The 19,563-nt window shown below is 43.6% G+C and carries 16 protein-coding genes and 1 riboswitch; of the genes, 2 read left to right on the top strand and 14 right to left on the bottom strand.

Annotation, left to right across the window (positions count from 1 at the left end; translation table 11 throughout):
- Positions 1–5: 5 nt before the first annotated feature.
- From B5D59_RS05340 to B5D59_RS05295, 10 genes are all read right to left on the bottom strand, one after another.
- Complete coding sequence (locus B5D59_RS05340; protein ID WP_078817171.1) at positions 6–629, bottom strand: class D sortase; 624 nt, start codon at positions 627–629, stop codon at positions 6–8.
- Positions 622–2,640, bottom strand: coding sequence for a hypothetical protein (locus B5D59_RS05335; protein ID WP_078817170.1), 2,019 nt, complete (start codon positions 2,638–2,640; stop codon positions 622–624). Before B5D59_RS05335 ends, B5D59_RS05340 begins: the two co-directional genes overlap by 8 nt.
- 20 nt (positions 2,641–2,660) lie before the next feature.
- The gene (locus B5D59_RS05330; protein ID WP_139365949.1) at positions 2,661–4,082 is read right to left on the bottom strand and encodes a hypothetical protein; all 1,422 of its coding nucleotides are present in this window, start codon (positions 4,080–4,082) and stop codon (positions 2,661–2,663) included.
- A 167-nt stretch (positions 4,083–4,249) separates the two neighbouring features.
- Positions 4,250–5,569, bottom strand: a complete 1,320-nt coding sequence (locus B5D59_RS05325) for a YjiH family protein (protein WP_078817168.1) — start codon at positions 5,567–5,569, stop codon at positions 4,250–4,252.
- Positions 5,570–5,655: 86 nt separating this feature from the next.
- The gene (gene hutI, locus B5D59_RS05320; RefSeq protein ID WP_009765987.1) at positions 5,656–6,909 is read right to left on the bottom strand and encodes an imidazolonepropionase; all 1,254 of its coding nucleotides are present in this window, start codon (positions 6,907–6,909) and stop codon (positions 5,656–5,658) included.
- Positions 6,910–8,592 carry a urocanate hydratase gene (gene hutU, locus B5D59_RS05315; RefSeq protein WP_078817167.1) on the bottom strand — a complete coding sequence of 561 codons (1,683 nt, stop codon included), beginning with the start codon at positions 8,590–8,592 and terminating at the stop codon, positions 6,910–6,912.
- A gap of 169 nt (positions 8,593–8,761) precedes the next feature.
- On the bottom strand, positions 8,762–10,192 hold the full coding sequence (locus B5D59_RS05310) for a helix-turn-helix transcriptional regulator (RefSeq protein WP_245799461.1): 1,431 nt from the start codon (positions 10,190–10,192) through the stop codon (positions 8,762–8,764).
- Positions 10,193–10,579: 387 nt separating this feature from the next.
- A complete protein-coding gene (locus B5D59_RS05305) occupies positions 10,580–11,947 on the bottom strand; it encodes a trypsin-like peptidase domain-containing protein (RefSeq protein WP_009765990.1) in 1,368 nt (455 codons plus the stop codon).
- Positions 11,948–12,106: 159 nt separating this feature from the next.
- Positions 12,107–12,751: a 3-oxoacid CoA-transferase subunit B gene (locus B5D59_RS05300; protein ID WP_009765991.1), complete on the bottom strand. Its 645-nt coding sequence runs from the start codon at positions 12,749–12,751 to the stop codon at positions 12,107–12,109.
- A complete protein-coding gene (locus tag B5D59_RS05295) occupies positions 12,751–13,455 on the bottom strand; it encodes a CoA transferase subunit A (RefSeq protein WP_009765992.1) in 705 nt (234 codons plus the stop codon). The genes B5D59_RS05300 and B5D59_RS05295 overlap by 1 nt, the downstream gene beginning before the upstream one ends.
- Positions 13,456–13,601: 146 nt before the next feature.
- Positions 13,602–13,700, top strand: a riboswitch (TPP riboswitch).
- A gap of 61 nt (positions 13,701–13,761) precedes the next feature.
- Between B5D59_RS05295 and B5D59_RS05290 the strand changes: the two genes are divergently transcribed.
- Together B5D59_RS05290 and B5D59_RS05285 are read left to right on the top strand one after the other, a co-directional pair.
- Positions 13,762–14,526, top strand: a complete 765-nt coding sequence (locus tag B5D59_RS05290) for a 3-oxoacyl-ACP reductase (RefSeq protein ID WP_009765993.1) — start codon at positions 13,762–13,764, stop codon at positions 14,524–14,526.
- A 149-nt stretch (positions 14,527–14,675) separates the two neighbouring features.
- Positions 14,676–14,957 (top strand): hypothetical protein, encoded by a 282-nt coding sequence (locus B5D59_RS05285; protein WP_040758404.1) that lies wholly within the window; start codon positions 14,676–14,678, stop codon positions 14,955–14,957.
- 222 nt (positions 14,958–15,179) lie between these two features.
- On the opposite strand, the gene B5D59_RS05280 is transcribed toward B5D59_RS05285, so the two are convergent.
- The 4 genes from B5D59_RS05280 to B5D59_RS05265 all read right to left on the bottom strand — a co-directional run bounded on the left by B5D59_RS05280 (position 15,180) and on the right by B5D59_RS05265 (position 19,363).
- Positions 15,180–16,850, bottom strand: coding sequence for an acyl-CoA dehydrogenase family protein (locus B5D59_RS05280; RefSeq protein WP_078817166.1), 1,671 nt, complete (start codon positions 16,848–16,850; stop codon positions 15,180–15,182).
- Positions 16,847–18,352 (bottom strand): class I adenylate-forming enzyme family protein, encoded by a 1,506-nt coding sequence (locus B5D59_RS05275; protein ID WP_078817165.1) that lies wholly within the window; start codon positions 18,350–18,352, stop codon positions 16,847–16,849. Before B5D59_RS05275 ends, B5D59_RS05280 begins: the two co-directional genes overlap by 4 nt.
- Positions 18,345–18,734: a MerR family transcriptional regulator gene (locus B5D59_RS05270; RefSeq protein ID WP_009765997.1), complete on the bottom strand. Its 390-nt coding sequence runs from the start codon at positions 18,732–18,734 to the stop codon at positions 18,345–18,347. The genes B5D59_RS05275 and B5D59_RS05270 overlap by 8 nt, the downstream gene beginning before the upstream one ends.
- A 179-nt stretch (positions 18,735–18,913) precedes the next feature.
- On the bottom strand, positions 18,914–19,363 hold the full coding sequence (locus B5D59_RS05265) for an SRPBCC family protein (protein WP_245799460.1): 450 nt from the start codon (positions 19,361–19,363) through the stop codon (positions 18,914–18,916).
- Positions 19,364–19,563: the final 200 nt, after the last annotated feature.

Here is a 19,563-nt window from a genome sequence, read left to right as displayed (position 1 = left end):
GATTGTTATTGTATACGTTTCGCTTGCACAATAAGCCGATATTCATTGGATCGTTCTGGGTAGCACGTGATTAATGACAACAATGCAATTCCATTTTGACTATCTAAAATTTCCACCTTCTCCGGCTTGACAATTTGAATGTCAAATACTTTGTAACGCTGTATTCCGTCCAAAGTTTCATAAGTGAACTCCTGACCCGCTTCCATTTCATGAAGCCGGTTGAAGTACTTTCCGAATACATGCGATTGATGGCCTGCAATCGCATAACTGCCGTCGATCACGCCTGGTTGATCCATGTTTTCAATAGCACCTAAACCTTCTGACAATGTCTGCTCATCAGCTCCTAACAGCACGGGGGCTTCCAAGTCGATTTGCGGGATATCCAAAATGCCTTCGATTCCTTCAAGTTTCGGATCCAAAGTACCATTTGGTAATGCAGGATGTATGTCGGAAGAATTCGCTGCTTCCGCTTTCATCGCAGCAAAAGCATTTAATCGTTCTGATTGCTGCTTTTTATTTGAATGTACTCCCGAAATGAGCAGTAACAAAGTCGCCGCTCCCGCAATAATCAAGATGTTTGCTATCCATTTGACAAATGAGCCTTTCTTTATTGCTCCACGCTCACTCATTTTTGCTCAGCGCCCATTGTCGTGCTGTAAAACCGCCGATCATTAAGAACAGAGCCAAGATAGCTGTAAGGGCAGGATCCAAAAATCCTCCTGTTGTTGGCAATTGTTCAAATGAATTAGATGCAACTGGCTGTCCGGCTAATTGGTTGGATCTATCATTTGTTCCAACTATATTGGCGTCGAATAATTGATTGTGTTTTGCAGGCGTCTGTGCCAACCATCCAGCAGCATTCAGATGATTCGGATTCACTGATCCATCAGAATTGTCGGCGTTTGGCTGTTTAACCGAACCATTGTCTCCCCACATACCATTCGGCTGTTCTTCACTATTCGAATCGAAGTTGTTATTCTCTTGCTTGGAATTCCCGTTTTCTTCAGGAACGTCTACAATCGGCGGCGTGGTATCGTTCGAATCCCGGATTGGAGTAGTTTCTCCATTCCCTTCATTCGAATTGGTGCCGTCATTTTCTTCGTTATCCACCACAGGGAGAGCTGGATTTTCATCTCTATCTTCTGGAGACGTTCCTGGCTGTCCATCATTATCATCAGGTTCCGTTGTACCGTTACTGTCGTCGTTTGGACTTTCATCAGGATTTGTTCCAGGCTGAGTGGTTGGGGAAACGATAGCTATTGATGTGAACGTTTCATTAGACAAGATATCTGCTTGCACTTCACCTAGAATAGGTAAAGTTACGCCCAACGTGATGCCGCTTTGTTTTGTATAGGTTCCGTCTTCTGTCGTTTGTTCTTGTTTTCTTAGAATATTTACAGCCGTATCTTTTAAAAGCGTACCATTTAACCCAATCTGAGCTAAGCCTGTGGAAAGAGAAGATTGGTTTTCCATTTCTCTTTCGTGATAGTCTAAAACACCGATAGACAGATCGCCGACAATTGGAAGGTTCGTCACAATAGTGTTCACAATGCCCTGATCAAGTGAAAAGGAATCTTCATCTTTTTTCACATGCTGATCTAACACTCCTACATGCGTTTCATCCAAGATTGGAGCTTTTTCGATCGTCGCCTCCACTATGCCGCGATCGAATGAAGATGAGTTTTCAGCTTTTACAACATGAGAATCCAAGACCCCTACATGGGTGTCGTCCAGCAAACCTGGCGTCGCTACATCTGCTTCGACTACTCCACGATCACTTGTGATGCCGTCTTCAGTCTGCTTCACATGTTGGTCTAAAACTCCTACATGTGTTTCGTCTAAGACCGGAGCTTTTTCGATTGTCGCTTCTAATACACCACCATTATAGATAGATGAGTCTTCACCTTTTACAACGTGGGAATCCAAGATCCCTACATGGGTGTCATCCAGTAAACCGGGTGCTTCTAAATCCGCCTGCACTACCCCTCCTTTTTCTGTATAGGAATCATCCGTCTTCTCCACATGTTTGTCGAGCACGCCGACATGCGTTTCCTCCGCTACGGGTACCTTTTCGATATTCACTTCCACTACACCGCCATCGTATGAAGTGGCTTCATCTGTCGTTTGGTGTTTCTTCTCTGCTATGCCAACTTCCGTTTCTCCAACGATTGGCAAATCATCCGCAGTGACATTCGTGATTGCAGTAGAGGTTTCAGACGTATCTAATTGCTGTGTTTTTTCTTCAGCGATTACGTCAACCTCTACATCATCTGTAACAGGTGTCGACAAATTCACAGTAGCAACAGCCTTCTTTGCTTGCGTTGTTTCCTGTTGGTCAACATTTTTCACAGGTGCTACATCCACTTCCAGATTATCAACGATACCTTCGCTAACCTGTACTTTCGCAACAGATTGTTCACCTGTTTCAGACGAAGGAATTTGAACTTTCACATCACCGACAACTGGTACATCTTCTAAATGAACGTCAAGGAGCGGCTTTGCTTCATTCTGATCATTGACCTCTAAGGCAGTGTCCGTAGATTCGTCTGTTTCATTTGCCTGTCCTGCAGATGGGAATAAATATATCGATGCTCCGACAACGAATGTGATTCCGACTTGTTTCATCCAATTTGTTTTCATAATAATTCTCTCCTTTTTTATTAGTTAAACGCTAACGTATAAAAAAGGAGCTGTTTGGGCGGTTGCCCAGGTGGTTCATGGACCCATTGCAATTTACCGATTGTGCTTTCCAAATACCAGCGATTGCTGACCAATTGAACATTCACTAAGTATTCGCTCGACAAGTCTGCACTTATATTTACATGTGAACTACTTACAGAAGAAGATGTTGTGGTGATTGATGAAGAACCCGTCGTAATGAAAGCTTCAAAAGGTGCTGCTTTCACATTCTTTGTCACAGATCGATTCAAATTTTTGCCGTTTCCCTCATACTGTCCAGGCAAGTTCATCTTATATGAAGAGTTTGAACCAACAGGCGTGCGTTCTTGTTGTTCCATGAATTGCCTAGATACATATAGTTTGTGCATTAAATCTGCAGCTTTGGACGCCTCGTGCAACCCATCAGATTTCAAAGATGAATTGATCGCTTCCTTCTGAATATCTTCAGATTCTACTTCTAGTTCAAGATCATCAGGCTCTTTTTTCGAATTAAAATTAGACTTATTCAAAGGAACGGACGGAACTCTCGCAATCTCCGTATTCTGCTTTTCGGAGGTTATCACTTCAGAAGGAAATTCAGGCTCTTTCTCCATTACAATTTCATCTGGTTTCTGTATTGTACCAACCACTGCATCGACTGTTTCAGAGACTGTTTGATCCGTTGTACCTTTAACAGTATCGACGGTATCCTTCACTAGTTCTGTCGTTTGGTCGACGACAGGTGTCACAACAGGCAACTCCGGCAACTCTTCCGTTACTCGCGCAACGTCTTGTACGATTCCTTGTACCATTTCCGTTGTTTCCTCTACAATCGGTACTGTACCGTTGACCGTTTCGCTTATAAAGTCGGCGGTATCTTCCACTACCCGCTTAATGGGTTTGTCAGTTGATGCTGTCACTGTGTTGACCGATTCGTTCACGAGATTGACTGTACGGTCTGCTGTAGTTGAGGTAAAATCGACTGTCTCTTCTACCACAGGATTAGCATGTGAAACGATGGGTACTTCTTCAGTGATCTCAGTCACGTTTCCAGCAGTCTCTCGGACAGTTTCAGTTGTTTGATTCACAACTGGTATCGTATTTTCCACAGTGCCCTGTACAAACTCTGCAGTCCTTTCAACGATTTGCTTTACAGGCTTTTCAGCAGGTGGTTCCGCTACACTTTTAACAGTATCTTCTGTAAATTCAACCGTTTGTTGGACGGTTTTACCTGTCATCTCGACTGTTTCATTTACCACATTACCGGCAGAGGATACCGTATCTGCCACCACATCCACAACACCCGATATGATCCCTTTTCTTTGCTTCGGTTCCTGTTCTGCTTCATTTTCTTCGGCATGCATTACAATAGGTGCCATTCCAATTAAAAATAATGTCATAAAAACTATTTTCCATTTTTCCAACATCACACCTCCTTCCTACTTATAAAGATAGGGCAGATTTTATCCCTTAAACCCTGCCTACCCACTTCATTTCTTCCTAAACATGGAACAACGACCAACTTCATGACGGTTTTCCAAAAATACAAAATCAACCCCTCCATCATAATGATGAAGGGGCTCTATTTTATTTATAGTAGTAAAAACGCAAGCGGCGTGACAATGATGATTGTTAAAATAACACGCTGAATCCAAATGATAACCAACTTGGGAATGGAAATCGGAATCTCAGTCGCGACGATACAAGGAACAAGCGCAGAGAAGAAGATGATCCCAGACACCGACACAACGCCTACAATGAACTTTGAAATCAAAGCAGACTGTACAACGAGCGATGCCGGTAAGAACATTTCGGCAATTCCAAGTGCACTTGCTTTTGCAACTAACATCGGTTCAGGAACTTGCATTAAATAAGTGAACGGATAGAAAATATAACCGATCCAGTCAAATACCGGTGTATATTCCGCTAGCACAAGACCTAATAGCCCTATAGATAGAATGGAAGGCAAAATCGCCATCGCCATCATCAATCCGTCCTTCACATTAATCCAGATATTTTTTACGAGTCCAGGAGCTGAAGAAACCGTTTCCATTGCTTCGTCCCAAGCTGCTGCGAAACGACTGCCTTCCGGTTTCATCTCTGGTTGCGGTGTAGAACCTTCATAATACTCATCCTTCATGGAAGCAAGCGGCCAAATACGCACCGTAATCCCTGTTACGATGAAAGTGACGACAAGCGTAAGCCAGAAATATAAATTCCACATGCTCATAATGTCGAGTGTTTTTGCTACGACTACCATGAATGTCGCAGACACCGTGGAGAATCCTGTCGCAATAATCGCCGCTTCTTTCGCAGTATATTTCCCCTCTTTATATACACGATTCGTAATGAGCAGTCCGAGTGAGTATGAACCTACAAATGAAGCAACAGCGTCGACTGCGGAACGTCCTGGTGTTCTCCAAAGCGGACGCATAACTGGCTGCATCAGCACACCAATAAACTCCAACAATCCATAACTAACAAGCAACGCAAGAAACGCCGCTCCAATTGGAACTAGCAATCCAACTGGAATCACGAGTTTATTCAATAGGAAGGGGCCCATATCCGGTTCGAATAACCAGGCTGGTCCAATATTGAATATGAGAAGAATACCTACTACAAGTCCGATTACTTTAAAGAACGAAAATACGATATCCACTGTTGATTTCTTCCACGTTCCTGAAATAAACGGATAAGCGGCTCCAGCAATCAAAATGAGTAATGCATAATACGGTAGGACAGCGCTTACATTCGTCTGAAACCAAGTCACGATATGGTCCAGCATAATCGAATTGTTGCCGTTGATTGTTACAGGCACAAAAAACATAAACGCACCAATCGCACTATAGACAAAAAACTTCCAAATACCTGTATTTGTTTTACTCGTTGCTCTTTCCTTCAATTGCTCCATTCTGTTCACCCCTCTAAGATGTCTATGCACTCAGAAACGTTGTAAAAGAACGTCGTGTTGAGACGTTCTTTCACAGTTTCTATAAGTCAGCCAACGATTAATTGACCTTTTTTCCATACTTTATCTACATGATTCACACCGAATAGATATTGCAACTCCTGATAGCTCCCAATATCCCACATCACGACATCGCCTTGTTTGCCAACTTCCAATGAACCCGCACGGTCTTCTACTTTAATCGCGCTCGCTGCGTTGATCGTTGCGGCAACTAACGCTTCTGCAGGCGTCATGCGCATCGAAATGCAAGCCAAGTTCATAACAAGTGGCATGGAAGTGGTCGGAGAGGATCCCGGATTGCAATCAGTGGAAATGGCGACTGCCATCCCCGAGTCGATCATCTGTCGTCCTTTTGCTGCTTCTTCACGAAGGAATAATGCAGTTGCAGGTAGCAGGCACGCAATCACTCCAGCCTTCGCCATATCTTCAATTCCTTGATCGGAAGCTTTCAATAAATGCTCCGCGGAAATAGCTCCGACTTTTGCAGCCAGTTCTGCGCCGCCGTATGATGCAATTTCATCCGCATGAATTTTAGGAGTTAAGCCGTGCTTTTTACCGGCTTCTAAAATTCGTTCAGATTGCTCCGGAGTGAAAACATCCTTTTCACAGAACACATCATTGAATACTGCCAATTTTTCTTCTGCGACAACAGGAAGCATTTCATCAATGACTAAATCAACGAATGCATCTTCATTGCCTTTATACTCTCTTGGCACGGCGTGAGCGCCCATGAAAGTAGGCACGATTTCCAGCGCATGCTGTTCATTGAGACGTTTCGCTGCACGCAATTGCTTCAGTTCCGTCTCTAAATCGAGTCCGTATCCACTTTTTCCTTCAACCGTCGTAACTCCATGCTTTGCGAATGAATCCAAACGACGGGATGCTTGTTCCACCAGTTCATCTTCTGTCGCTTCACGTGTCATGCGGGAAGTAGCGTGAATCCCACCACCGGCATTCATGATGTCCATATATGTTGCACCTTCAAGACGCATTTCAAATTCCTTTTCACGGCTTCCGCCATAGACAATATGTGTATGAGGATCGACGAGGCCTGGCGTAACCAGGCGTCCCGTTGCATCCACAATATCTGCTTCATTTGCACGACTTGCATACTGTTTTTCCAACTCTTCCGTTGTACCGACAGCCGCGATTTTGCCATCTTCAATCCACACGCTTCCATCCTCAATGATGGAAAGATTCGACATGTCTTTCCCTTTACGCGGTCCATTTTCACCTGAAATTGTTGCTAGTTCTTTTGCATGTTTAATCCATACAGGTTTCAATTAATTTCCACCTTCCAACATCGGGATTTTGATTCCTTTTTCCTTTGCTGTTTGAATTGCGATATCATAGCCTGCATCCGCGTGACGTACTACACCCATTCCTGGATCCGTTGTCAATACGCGCTCTAGACGTGCTTCTGCTTCTTTCGTTCCGTCCGCTACGATAACCACTCCGGAGTGCTGGGAATAACCCATACCTACGCCACCGCCGTGGTGAAGAGAAACCCAAGTTGCCCCGCCGACAGCATTGATCATAGCGTTAAGGATTGGCCAGTCAGATACTACGTCTGAACCATCTTTCATTGACTCTGTTTCACGGTTTGGTGAAGCTACAGAACCTGAATCCAAGTGGTCACGGCCGATAACGATCGGTGCGCTTAATTCGCCGCTTGCCACCATGTCATTGATGATTTTACCGAAACGAGCACGTTCTCCGTAACCCAACCAGCAAATACGGGAAGGCAGTCCTTGGAATTGAATCTTTTCTTGTGCCATTTTGATCCAATTGCAAAGATGCTTATTGTAGCTGAATTCACGCAAGATCACTTCGTCTGTTTTGCGGATATCTTCTGGATCTCCAGATAGAGCTACCCAGCGGAAAGGCCCTTTACCTTCGCAGAATTGCGGACGGATATACGCCGGAACGAATCCTGGGAAGTCAAATGCGCGTTCAACGCCTTCATCTTTTGCCACCTGGCGAATATTGTTACCATAATCAAATGTAATTGCACCTTTATCCATCATCTCAACCATAGCTGCTACGTGCTGAGCCATAGCTTTTTTCGATAGACGTACATATTCTTCTGGATCAGATTCACGAAGTTTCGCTGCATCCTCCATAGACATTTTAGATGGAACATAGCCGTTCAGTGGATCGTGAGCAGATGTTTGGTCAGTCAATACTTCAGGAATAAATCCACGAGAAAGCATTTCTGGTAATAGATCGGCTGCATTTCCTACTAGACCGATAGAAAGTGCTTTGCCTTCTGCTTTCGCTTCTTCTGCAATACGAATCGCTTCATCCAATGAATCTGTCTTCACGTCTGTGTAACGAGTTTCGATACGGCGATCGATACGTGTTTCGTCTACATCGATTCCGATACAAACTCCGCCAGCCATTGTAACTGCTAGAGGCTGAGCACCACCCATGCCGCCTAGACCGGCAGTCAACGTAATCGTTCCTTTCAGTGAGCCGCCAAAGTGTTGGTTTGCAAGCTCAGCAAATGTTTCATATGTTCCTTGAACAATTCCTTGAGAACCAATATAAATCCAGCTGCCCGCTGTCATCTGTCCATACATCATCAAGCCTTTTTTATCTAGCTCGTGGAATGTATCCCAGTTTGCATACGCTGGTACGATATTAGAGTTTGCGATCAATACGCGAGGTGCATTTTCATGAGTTTTGAAAACAACTACAGGCTTACCTGATTGAACAAGCAACGTTTCGTCATTCTCTAATTCTTTCAATGAACGAACGATCGCATCAAAGCTCTCCCAGTTACGCGCCGCTTTACCGATTCCTCCGTAAACGACCAATTTGTCGGGATGTTCTGCCACATCTGGGTGCAAGTTGTTCATCAGCATGCGAAGAGCTGCCTCTTGCTGCCATCCTTTCGTATTAAGTTCAGTACCTGTATATTGAATCACTTTTTCTGCTGCTATATTTGTTTGTGTACTTGTCATTTTAAATACCTCCTCATAAGTTACTCTTAGTATACTAGCTGTAAAACGTTAATTACGTTATATTTTATTGATTATTTTATATTATATTTACAATATTTAAAGGAAACCGTTTTCAATTGCATTTTATTGTTGCCTCATATAATTAATTTTCAATATTCTTTGAGCATTCCTATGATTGGCGGTATTCATTAGGCGTTCGGCCTACCGCTTCTTTAAAACGTTTACTAAAGTAAGCAGGATGAGAAAAGCCTGATGTTTCCGCTACTTCAGAGATGGTTAAATCCGTTTCTTTCAATAAACGCTGCGCTTGTTCAATTCGGATGCCAAGCAATGTATCTCGGAACGACTGTCCTGCTTCTTTCGCATATTTCCGGCTGAGCGTACTTTTATGGATTTTCATTTCTTCCGCGCAGGCAGCTAAGTTCCAAGAAGAATCCCAATAATTCATTAAAATCCGCTCTCTTACCTTCTCATCGAAGTCTTGAGAAGTGTACAGGTCACTGGATGTCCGAATCAATTCGCCGCTAAACGTAATGAAGGATTGAATAATATGATACATAACCGGTTCTTGAATCGTTTTATTAAACAGAGCATGATATGCCTGTTCTAATTTTGAAGACTGTAAGGAGTTCGCCATCATATACCGACGCATCTGCGCTAAAATACTCGTTAGCCGCACGCGCACCATCCCAGGGTTCGGATATGGCGGTTCCAAAGTCAGAAAGTCGTACTCCAACCATTCACGAATATTCGTCAGTTGCTGCTTCTCCAGCATTTCAATCCACTTTTGCTGATCAATCGGCGACAAAAATGGGTCGAGTTCCTTCCATTGAAAATCTTCTTCAACTTGCGTAAGAATATCATAGCCGTCATAGAAAATTCGCTCATGGAACAGGCGCATTTTTTTGTAGAACGCACGATAGCTTATTTCTTCATCCGCTATATATAGATAAATCGTCAGCAAAGCTTCCGATTGACCCTTCCATTGTGAAAAAAACACTCGATACGCTTCATGCAATGGCTGCATTTCGCTCAACCGATGAATGACCAGTACATGATCCGAAAACGGAAACACTTGAAATGCCGCCGGAAAATCATAGCGCTTCAATTTTTCAACGAGGATATCCAACGCTTCTAAATCGGATATCGCAAGCAGGCTCATACAAATCGGCTGTTGTGGTATCGTGTCTCGGATGAGTAAATCCTCATAGGATACACTGTTTTGCTGCTGTGCAAGCGGCTGTTCACGATCCGTTTTTTCATTGCGCCAATGAAAACGGATTTGCTGGACTTGTTTCAGCAGGCGTTCAGGTGGGAACGGACGGAACAGCACGTCTTCGGCTTTTAGCGTAAGTGCCTGATAGACCGTCTGAAATGTGCGGTCTGAAGAAATGCCAAGCCAGAGTGCATGAGCAGGCAAGTCGACGTCTTCTTTGCTGATGAAGTCCATGTCGATGATGTATAAGTAAGCGTCTTGAAATGTGCGCAGTACGTTTGGTTGGTCTGTTATTTCGACCGCCACGTCGTTCCATTGTGATGTCAGCAGCCATTTTAAGCCTTGTGCTTCTAATGGGTCTTTTATAAGGAGCAATATTTTCATTTGTCGTTCACCTCGATGCATTGTTGTTATGTATTGTAGCATTATATTATGGGAATTGCGTTGAGAGAGCACGTAGTAAGTGGTCCGGGATTTCCGCTCCAGACGGTACGCTTTCCGGGGGGCGTGGCCTTGAGCCTCCTCGTTCGCTTCGCTCCTGCGGGGTCTCAAGACGCACGCTGATCCCCCAGGAGTCGACCGTCTTCCGCTCCAATCCTTAGTTAGCACATAAAAGAACATATAGAACTTAGTGTAGCTTTTCAAGATCTAAGAAGGGTCTTCACAGTCAGAGTACAAAATTGGCATCATTCACTGACTGAGTTACTAAACAAAGGTAAGGTCAAGGTCAAGACAAAACCTCTCAAGCAGTTTTGCTCAAGAGGCTTCTAATCATTGATTCGCTATTTTTATGATTTGATAATTTCCATACTCATCCACTATGATCGAATAAATTTTTCTCTTTTCTATAAAGTCTCTGTTTCCGCTGATGTCGGTAAAATAGAATGTTTCGTAGGTGTAGGCCTCTAAGGAGTCTTCGTAGTAGATAACATCCGTTACAGTGTTTTCGATGAATTCGAAGTAGACATTGTGCCCCGACATGTCGTCCATGTAGTCAAGAAGTTCGGTTCCGGCTGAGCTGCCAGAAGCGACATAGTGATCGATGTAACTGTAATCTTCATTGGTCAAGGCAACTTCGTATTGATTGCGGAATTCTTTTATAAAATCTACGACTTCTTCATCCGTGACTTCTGCTTCTTCCGTATCATACTCGTCCGGTGTTTCTTGATAGAATTCCTCGTAGTCCTCAGAGTGTTCATCCTGATTATAGTATTGTTCTGGGATATAGTCATCGTAGACATCGAACAGCGCCGCTACTTGTTTGCCGCTCATCGGCTGATTGATCCATTTATCGACTAGATTTTGCATACTGTACATCGGAATCGAGAAGCCAAACACGGTGTTATCTTTATATAGTAAGGAATTAATGCCGATGACATAACCCGTATTAGCATCGAGAAGAGGGCCTCCGCTGCTGCCGTGGTCAATTTGCGCATCGATCTGATAGACTTTTTCATAGATGAAATCTTTTTGCATGTCACGGTTCAATCCAGTCAAATAGCCGATTGACGCGGTATTTTCAAAGCCGTTCGGACTGCCAATCGCGATGACTTCCGTACCGATCGGCGTTTCTTTTTGCTCGATCACGAATGGCTTCACATTTTTATTTGCTTCGGATTTAATCAAGGCTATATCATATTTATCGGAAATCCCTACAACTCTGCCTCCCATATCTTCCCCTTTGGAATTTCGGACAACCACATCTGTATAGCCTACTACCACGTGAGCATTCGTAACAATATATCCGCCCTTTTTATAAAGAAAACCTGAACCAGAGCCCGAACCGGTCAAGACTGTAAACACGCTGGGTAATGACTCTTTTATAAGTACGGTTTTGTCTTTCGACTGTTGCTTCGACTGCTTTGCAACCGCAGGAGTAGTTTGGATTTTAATGCCATTTTCACCTTCCGCTGCAGCCACCGCTTCTGTATCAGGCAATGCATTAGTCTTCTTCGGAATTTTAAAACTCCAGTCTGTCGCATAGCCAAATACTCCACCTGTCCCTGCCAAGACAATGAAGCAGGTAAGAACAATAGCAGGTACCCATTTACTGCCAGACGATTTACTCATTTCCGTGCCGCAGCCCGCACAAAACTTCCCATTGTCTGTATTTTTATGACCGCATTTTGAACAGAACATGCAATTCACTCCCCCTTCTATTAGCACCTAATATTGTTAGTTATATGCAACTATGTATACGTTAAATAATACCATAAAAATCACTATAAAAGACTCACTCTTATGTAAAATCACACAAAAAAGCTCTGTCTACTTATGACAGAGCCATATACTCTACATTCAATTGTCTCCCCGAATCAAATCAGCTTCTGTTGATTCAATAACTTCCTCTGCCGTAAAGCCGTCAAATACTTCTTTCAGCACTAAACCTTTTGGAGTCACTTCAATTAATGCTCTTTCGGTAATGATCTTATCGACAACTCCTTTTCCGGTAAGCGGCAGCGTACAGCGCTTTTTAATTTTTGGTTCACCGGTTTTCGAAACATGGTCCATTATGACGATCACTTTTTTGGCACCGTGCACTAAATCCATCGCGCCACCCATCCCTTTGATCACTTTCCCTGGAATCATCCAATTGGCCAAGTCTCCTGTTTCAGACACTTCCATTGCCCCTAAAATCGCGACATCCACATGGCCGCCGCGAATCATCGCAAATGATTCGGCACTCGAGAAGAAAGCAGAGCCGGGAACCGTTGTGACCGTTTCTTTTCCAGCATTGATCAAATCAGGGTCGACATCTTCTTCTAAAGGATACGGCCCAATGCCCAATAATCCATTTTCCGACTGTAAAATGACTGTTTTATCAGCTGAAATATAGTTCGCTACAAGCGTTGGCATACCAATTCCTAAATTGACATAGTTGCCGTCTTTAATTTCCTGCCCTGCCCTTTTCGCAATGCGCTCTCTAAAATGAATTGGTTTCATTAAGCTCCCTCCCCTTTCTGCCGAGTCGTCAGCCGCTCAATTCGTTTTTCTTGTTTTGCCTCCAATAAGCCTTGCACATAAATGCTTGGGGTATGAATGTGGGCAGGATCTAGTTCTCCAACATCTACAATCTCTTCCGCCTCAGCAATTGTAAATTTAGCTGCCGCCGCCATAAGTGGGTTAAAGTTTTGTGCCGTTTTATTGTAGATCAAGTTTCCCAATTGATCGGCTTTCGCTGCGCGAATCAATGCGAAATCTGCATTCAAAGCTTCCTCCAATAAATACTCCTTGCCATCAAAGACCCGCACTTCTTTTCCTTCTGCAATCTGTGTCCCGACTCCAGCAGGCGTATAGAAAGCCGGTATCCCCGCGCCGCCTGCACGTATCTTTTCAGCCAACGTTCCTTGCGGTGTCAGCTCGACTTCAATTTCCCCTGCCAATACCTGGCGTTCAAATTCCTTATTCTCCCCAACATACGATCCAATCATTTTCTTGATCTGCTTCTTTTGCAGCAACAAGCCAAGTCCCCAATTATCCACGCCACAATTATTTGATATGATCGTTAAATCTTTCACTTCAGTTTCCGCCAATGCCAGAATCAGCTGCTCAGGTATCCCAACCAGTCCGAATCCGCCAACCATTAACGTCGCTCCATCTTGAATAGTTGAAACCGCTTGCAAATTTGTTGAGTAGATCGTTTTCATACGTTTCTCCTCCTGTTCTTTGCCAGTGCTTCACCCTTATTTTATTTTAACAAATGATTCAGATATTTGCATGAAACTATGAAAAAGAATGGTAATTCATAGTATTAAAATGTCCCTAATGCTATACTTCACAGACACATACATAACAAAATCACTGGGGGTGCCTATTGGCTGAGAGGAGAAAACTCCGACCCTTTGAACCTGATTCGGTTGATACCGACGGAGGGAAGTGGCATTTTTTTCAGCGGCCACTAACTTTCAGTGGTCTTTTTTTGTATAAACCTATGAAAAAAGGAGCTGGATGGATTGGAATTGAAAGATCAAGTAGTATTGGTGACTGGTGCAAGCAGAGGGTTGGGCGCGGCAACTGCGAAGGCTTTTGGCGAAGCAGGTGCAAAAGTTATCGTAAATTACTTTCAAAATAGCGATAAAGCTCAGCAAGTTGTGAATGAAATCGGCAGTGACCGGGCCATAGCACTGCGGGCAGACGTGCGGAATCCAGATGACCTGCAGTTATTAGTAGAACAGGCTAACCACCATTTCGGACAGCCAATTACGACAATCGTCAACAATGCGTTAATCGACTTTTCATTCAATGGTGATGATCGGAAACAGTTGAATGCGATTGAATGGCAGGATTATCATAAACAGCTGGAAGGTTCTGTGGGGGCAACGCTAAATACGCTTCAAGCAGCTCGGGAAGGCATGACACAATTGCAGTTTGGTCGAATCATCAATATCGGAACAAACTTGGTGCAGAATCCTGTCGTACCTTATCACGATTACAATACGAGCAAGGCCGCTTTGCTCGGTATGACGCGGAGCATGGCAAAAGAATTAGGACCTGATGGTATCACCGTCAATATGGTGTCAGGTGGGCTTTTACTGAAAACAGATGCTAGCGCCGCAACGCCGGATGCTGTGTTCGATATCATTAAAGCCAACACACCGATTGGGCGAGTCGTCACTCCAGAAGAAGTAGCTGATGTGGTTGTCTTCTTCGCTTCTCCTTCCAGCCGTGCCGTCACAGGACAAAATCTCGTAGTGGATGGCGGATTGGTGATGGATTGATAGAGTCATTTCCTGACTTTTTGCATGGTTGATTTGTAGATCAAGCGTATATTAGATAGCACCTCCTTTGCGTTGAATTCATCAAATGAAACGGCACAGTTCTCTCACGTTTTTCGACATACACTAAGAGAGAAGGAGGTGCATATTTTATGTCATCAAGAAAGTTTAGACCTTGCAGCGGCTGTGACTCTTCTCATGTATCGAATCGGGAGACTAGATGTTATGACGAAAAGAAATTAATTCATATACTCGTCGATTTAATGATGGGAGATCCTATCGAAATCACCTTGAAACACTCAAAAAATATTCAGCATAATGGCTATTACTTAGAATTCAACAAAAACAATCGAGTTATCCATTTTCAACCGTTCGGAGATGCAGATGTCCAAGAATTCGCCTTGGCTGACATTTGCACGATAAGATATAGCTGATACAAGGAATTTCAGAATCCAACACGGTGTCGTTCGATGAGACTAAAACTAGCAGCCATAAGAGATTATTCCACCTTTCACTCTCCTAAATCACCATAAGAAACCCCTTTATGATCGCGTATAGACACTTTATGATCTTCAACAGCAAAATGACGCACATGGAAGAAGGGCAGTTCAGGAGATCACTCCCTGGACAGCCCTCCATTTATACAGTCTTGCTTTTCAGATTAATTCCTCAAAGCATTCCACTGTTTTCATCGGTTCGCCTGACTTACGCAACCCCCATGTATCTTCCATGAACACCTCTGCTAACTTCTCATACTTCCTACCATACTTTGCAGCCCACTCCAAACTCACGACGCTTTCATATACGTCCGACATGCGTTTCATCCATCTTTTCGCTTCAAATGTTTGCAAAGAATAATCATAGGAAGCAAAGGCAGTCAATCCTTCCTGCACACTATCAATTTCTCTATCTAGTACTTGCGTCAATCCGCATTCCTCTAATGCAGACAAACGGTTCTTCATCTCATCGACAAACAAGTCATGAGCTTTGAATTTCGTGACCAAACGAATCAATTCCAACGCTAAAATATTTGCCGTCCCTTCCCAAACGGTTAACACTTGTGCATCCCGTAGCAATCTCGGCGTAACAAAATCTTCTATATAGCCATTGCCGCCGTGCATTTCGATTGCTTCATGAGAGAAGTGAATTGCCTGTTCCGCTGTTTCCTTTTTAATCAATGCAATAAAAAGTCGATTCAGCACTTGCTCGCGTTCATCCGCTTCTCCATCTGTAACTTTTTCATATAGTTTAATGAAATCAAAAACGGTTATTGTTTCCGCATGTAATTTTGCCGACATTTTTCCTAATGTATCACGCACCATTGGATAACCCGTCAAACGTTGACCGAATGCATTTCTACGACTTGCATAGCTCTTGGATTCCAGCAATGCTCTGCGCATGATGCCTAGAGATGCAATCGCATTGCAGATTCTTGATAAATTAAGCGCTTCGAGCATATAAGCCAAACCTTTCGTCGGATCACCTACAACATAGGCAATCGCCCCGTCAAATTCCACCTCACCTGACGGCACAGCGCGCACACCCAGTTTATCTTTGAGTCTGCGAATACGAACTCCGTTTAACTCCCCGTTTTTCTTGCGCCAAGGTACCGCAAACAACGTCAAACCTTTTGACCCTTCAGGCGTACCTTCCATACGAGCCAAGACCATCACCACGCCTGCCATTCCGGCATTCGAAGCAAAATACTTTTCTCCATACAATCGATATTGCTCTCCTTCTTTCACCGCGCGGACAACATTTGCACCTAAATCGGACCCACCTTGCCGCTCCGTCAAAAATGTAGCACCTTCGAATAAAGGCATTTCACCCGTTGCGCAAACACGGGGTAAAAACAGTTGTTTTACCTCGTCATCCGCGAAATGATCCAATAAATACGCAGTTGCCATCGTCAGCGTTACAGGACAATAGAAACCAGGCTCTGCATGAGACAACAGAAATCCTTGTGCAAAGCTATACGTATAATTCCCCTTATGTCCAAGTTCGGGAATCTCTTTATGGACATAGCCGACAATCCCTGTATCATACGTTTCCTGTACGGTTTGTCGATACCCTTCATTGACCCACACTTCCGATACTTCTTCACCAAACTTATTGTAACGAATTAGACGCGGTTCCCCTTCTCTGTCCGTATGCACAGCTCTTCGCTCAATATCATTCGCACATGCTTCACCGAATGAATGAAGTTCACGTAATGCATACTTAAGAAACGGACCATCCAGTCGCTCACGTAAAATTAGTTCCAATGTTTCATCACCAACAAAAAAGTTTTCCACTTCATAACGTTCAGTTTCCTCCAATACTCTCATCCGACAGTTCCTCCTTCTCGCAACGGTTGTTTTAGAATCTTCCCAGAAGCATTTCGAGGCAGCGCATCGACTTGTTCATAAATCCGCGGAATTTTGAATGAAGCCAAATGTTCTTTCAAATAACCTTTAAGCGCTTCCTCATCAATTCTTTCAGAAGCGGCAAATACGACCTTCACCGTCTCACCCCACTCAGGATGCGGTACACCAACTACCGCAACTTCCTTCATATTAGGAAATTGAACGATTTGTTCTTCAATTTCTTGCGGATAGATGTTGACCCCGCCTGATAAAATCACATCTTTCTTTCGACCAATAATCCAATAAAATCCATCTTCATCTTCCATCGCCATATCACCAGTCCGCAACCAGCCGTCAAAATAGGTCTCCCGTATCGCTTCCTCATTTTTGTAATAGCCAAGCATATTTCCTTCACCAAAGAGAACGATCTCACCTACTTCACCTGGTATTACATCTTTTCCTGATTCATCTACAATTCGCAGCTCTGTGTGCAGCGGAGCACGCCGCCCGATACTTCCCGCCTTCGCATCATGTTCAGCAGCCAGCAGTAATGCCCCGCTCGGTCCCGCCTCTGTCAGTCCATAAACACAGACCAGATTGTCCGAGCGGAATGCAATTTTCACTTTTTTCACTTCTTCAGCCGACAGCGGAGCCCCACCATATACCCACCATTTCATGGATGATAGGTCTGCATCTTGTAATTTTGGATTGCTTGCGGTCAGTATATATGCAACAGGTGCACCAAAAAAGTGTGTTGTTCGTTCTCGTTCCACCATTTCAATCAATAAATCCGGAGTAAATGTCGGTGTTATAACAAGTGTGGATCCCACAAGCATACCTGCCATCAAAAACAAGTGAAGCGGTGCTGAGTGACTGAGCGGCATCATCAGCAAGATGCGACTCTCCGGTTTGAATTCCATTTCCACAGCAATCATTGAAGCAACTGTCAAGATATTTCGGTAGCTAAATAACACACCTTTCGGGCTACCTGTCGTCCCGGATGTATATAAAATGGTGGACTCATCGTCTTCTTTCAAATTACACGAAATTGTAGTTTCTTCCCCTTGAGACAGCACATCTTGAAAATCAAACCAACCATCCACTGCGCCACCTGTCTTAATCTTCAGTGAAGGCGCTTTCATTTTACTTGCTGCTTCAAACACTAAATCATGTGCAATCAATACTTTTACGTCCGCGTGCTCAAGAATGTATTCCAATTCCCGTGCTGTCAACTTCACGTTAATCGGCACTACAATCGCCTCGATTCGCTGTGCTGCAAAATACGAGATCACAAATTCTTCTACGTTCGGTAAAAACAACGCTACTTTTTCTCCTTTCTTTACGCCTTGTGTCCGCAACGCATTCCCAAATTGATTAACAAGCCGATCCAGCTCTTTGTACGTAATTTGCTTTTCCCTACTGACAACTGCCTCGTGTTTCGGATACTTCCGTGCATTACGAGACAATAATTGTGAACTATTCATTCCCTTCATCCCCTTTCGATTTTTCCAATTTGCTATTGAATACAACAAGCAGCTGCTCCATTTCGCGCTTCATTTCTTCCAATTCCTGAATTTTCAACTCAACTTCTTCGATTCGCCGTCTACCGTATTGAATTGTCCGTTCCAACTGTTTGCGCCCGGTTCGGTCTTTATCGAATAACAACACCATTTCTTTAATCTCTTCCAATGAAAAGCCATATTTCTTTCCACGAACAATCAATTTTAATTTGACAAGTTCAGAAGCTGGATATAGGCGCTGATTTCCTTCTGACCGGGCAGGCGAAAGCAAACCAATCTCTTCGTAGTATCGGATCGTCCGCGTGGATACATCAAACAGATCCGCTGTCTCCCGAATCGTTTTCACTTCACCTCCTCCTTTCTATCATTTTCTAAATAGTAGCATTTACGTTAACGTAAAGGTCAAGATGATAATTTGCCCCGATACGCTATGATGCGGTTAAGACCAACGATCCCCCTTAAAAGAAAAAGGTCGTCATAAAAGTCAGATGCCACTGACTTTCACAACAACCTCTTCTATCATCGTTAACTATTTTGCAGTTTTTCCCCTACAGCCACCGTCAAATCGCGCACAGTTTGCGGCACATAGCTTTTCATCATCGAATTCATAACCGACCCCATCATACCCTTGCCCGAAATATCAAGGTAGCCTATAAGATCTGTCGTCTCTCGATCAACTTCATTCAGCTGAAAGTAGCCGTTGCCTTCCAAGTTTTCATTCAGTCCTTCGAGTTTAAAAGCAACTTTTGAGTTCTCTGACCGTTCCGCAATATCAACCTGCATCTCGATATTTTTTTGGATCATCCCAAGGTCCGCACGAAACTTCCAGGTGAACTGCTTTTCATTGGCTACTTCGTGTTCGATATACCCCGGGATTAGCGGAGCCCATTGATTCATATCATCCAAAAATCTCCACACTCTATCCACCGGCGCTGAAATCTTGATTTCTTCCATTCCATTCGGCAAATGACACACCCCTTTTTCTTTGTCATGAAGAATAGTATATCATTATAAGATTATGTATTGCACTAATAATTCCGAATTTAAAGTTATATAATCTTGCTTAACTCGGCTTCAAAAGCTGGTTTATTCGGATATATTATAAGTAGGTCTTGGATTAGTGCTTGTTTTTCAGGTTGCTTGCTATCCCGCCGAGCCGTTGGATCATCCCGCAT

Origin of the sequence: Sporosarcina newyorkensis, from assembly GCF_900167515.1 — a bacterium.
Lineage (GTDB): Bacteria > Bacillota > Bacilli > Bacillales_A > Planococcaceae > Sporosarcina > Sporosarcina newyorkensis.
This window is presented reverse-complemented; position numbering and strand designations above follow the sequence as displayed.

Coding starts and splice junctions, on each gene's coding strand:
- B5D59_RS05340 (WP_078817171.1), bottom strand. CDS start 629: ATGAGTGAGCGTGGAGCAATAAAGAAAGGCTCATTTGTCAAATGGATA.
- B5D59_RS05335 (WP_078817170.1), bottom strand. CDS start 2,640: ATGAAAACAAATTGGATGAAACAAGTCGGAATCACATTCGTTGTCGGA.
- B5D59_RS05325 (WP_078817168.1), bottom strand. CDS start 5,569: ATGGAGCAATTGAAGGAAAGAGCAACGAGTAAAACAAATACAGGTATT.
- hutU (WP_078817167.1), bottom strand. CDS start 8,592: ATGACAAGTACACAAACAAATATAGCAGCAGAAAAAGTGATTCAATAT.
- B5D59_RS05310 (WP_245799461.1), bottom strand. CDS start 10,192: ATGAAAATATTGCTCCTTATAAAAGACCCATTAGAAGCACAAGGCTTA.
- B5D59_RS05305 (WP_009765990.1), bottom strand. CDS start 11,947: ATGTTCTGTTCAAAATGCGGTCATAAAAATACAGACAATGGGAAGTTT.
- B5D59_RS05300 (WP_009765991.1), bottom strand. CDS start 12,751: ATGAAACCAATTCATTTTAGAGAGCGCATTGCGAAAAGGGCAGGGCAG.
- B5D59_RS05295 (WP_009765992.1), bottom strand. CDS start 13,455: ATGAAAACGATCTACTCAACAAATTTGCAAGCGGTTTCAACTATTCAA.
- B5D59_RS05285 (WP_040758404.1), top strand. CDS start 14,676: ATGTCATCAAGAAAGTTTAGACCTTGCAGCGGCTGTGACTCTTCTCAT.
- B5D59_RS05280 (WP_078817166.1), bottom strand. CDS start 16,850: ATGAGAGTATTGGAGGAAACTGAACGTTATGAAGTGGAAAACTTTTTT.
- B5D59_RS05275 (WP_078817165.1), bottom strand. CDS start 18,352: ATGAATAGTTCACAATTATTGTCTCGTAATGCACGGAAGTATCCGAAA.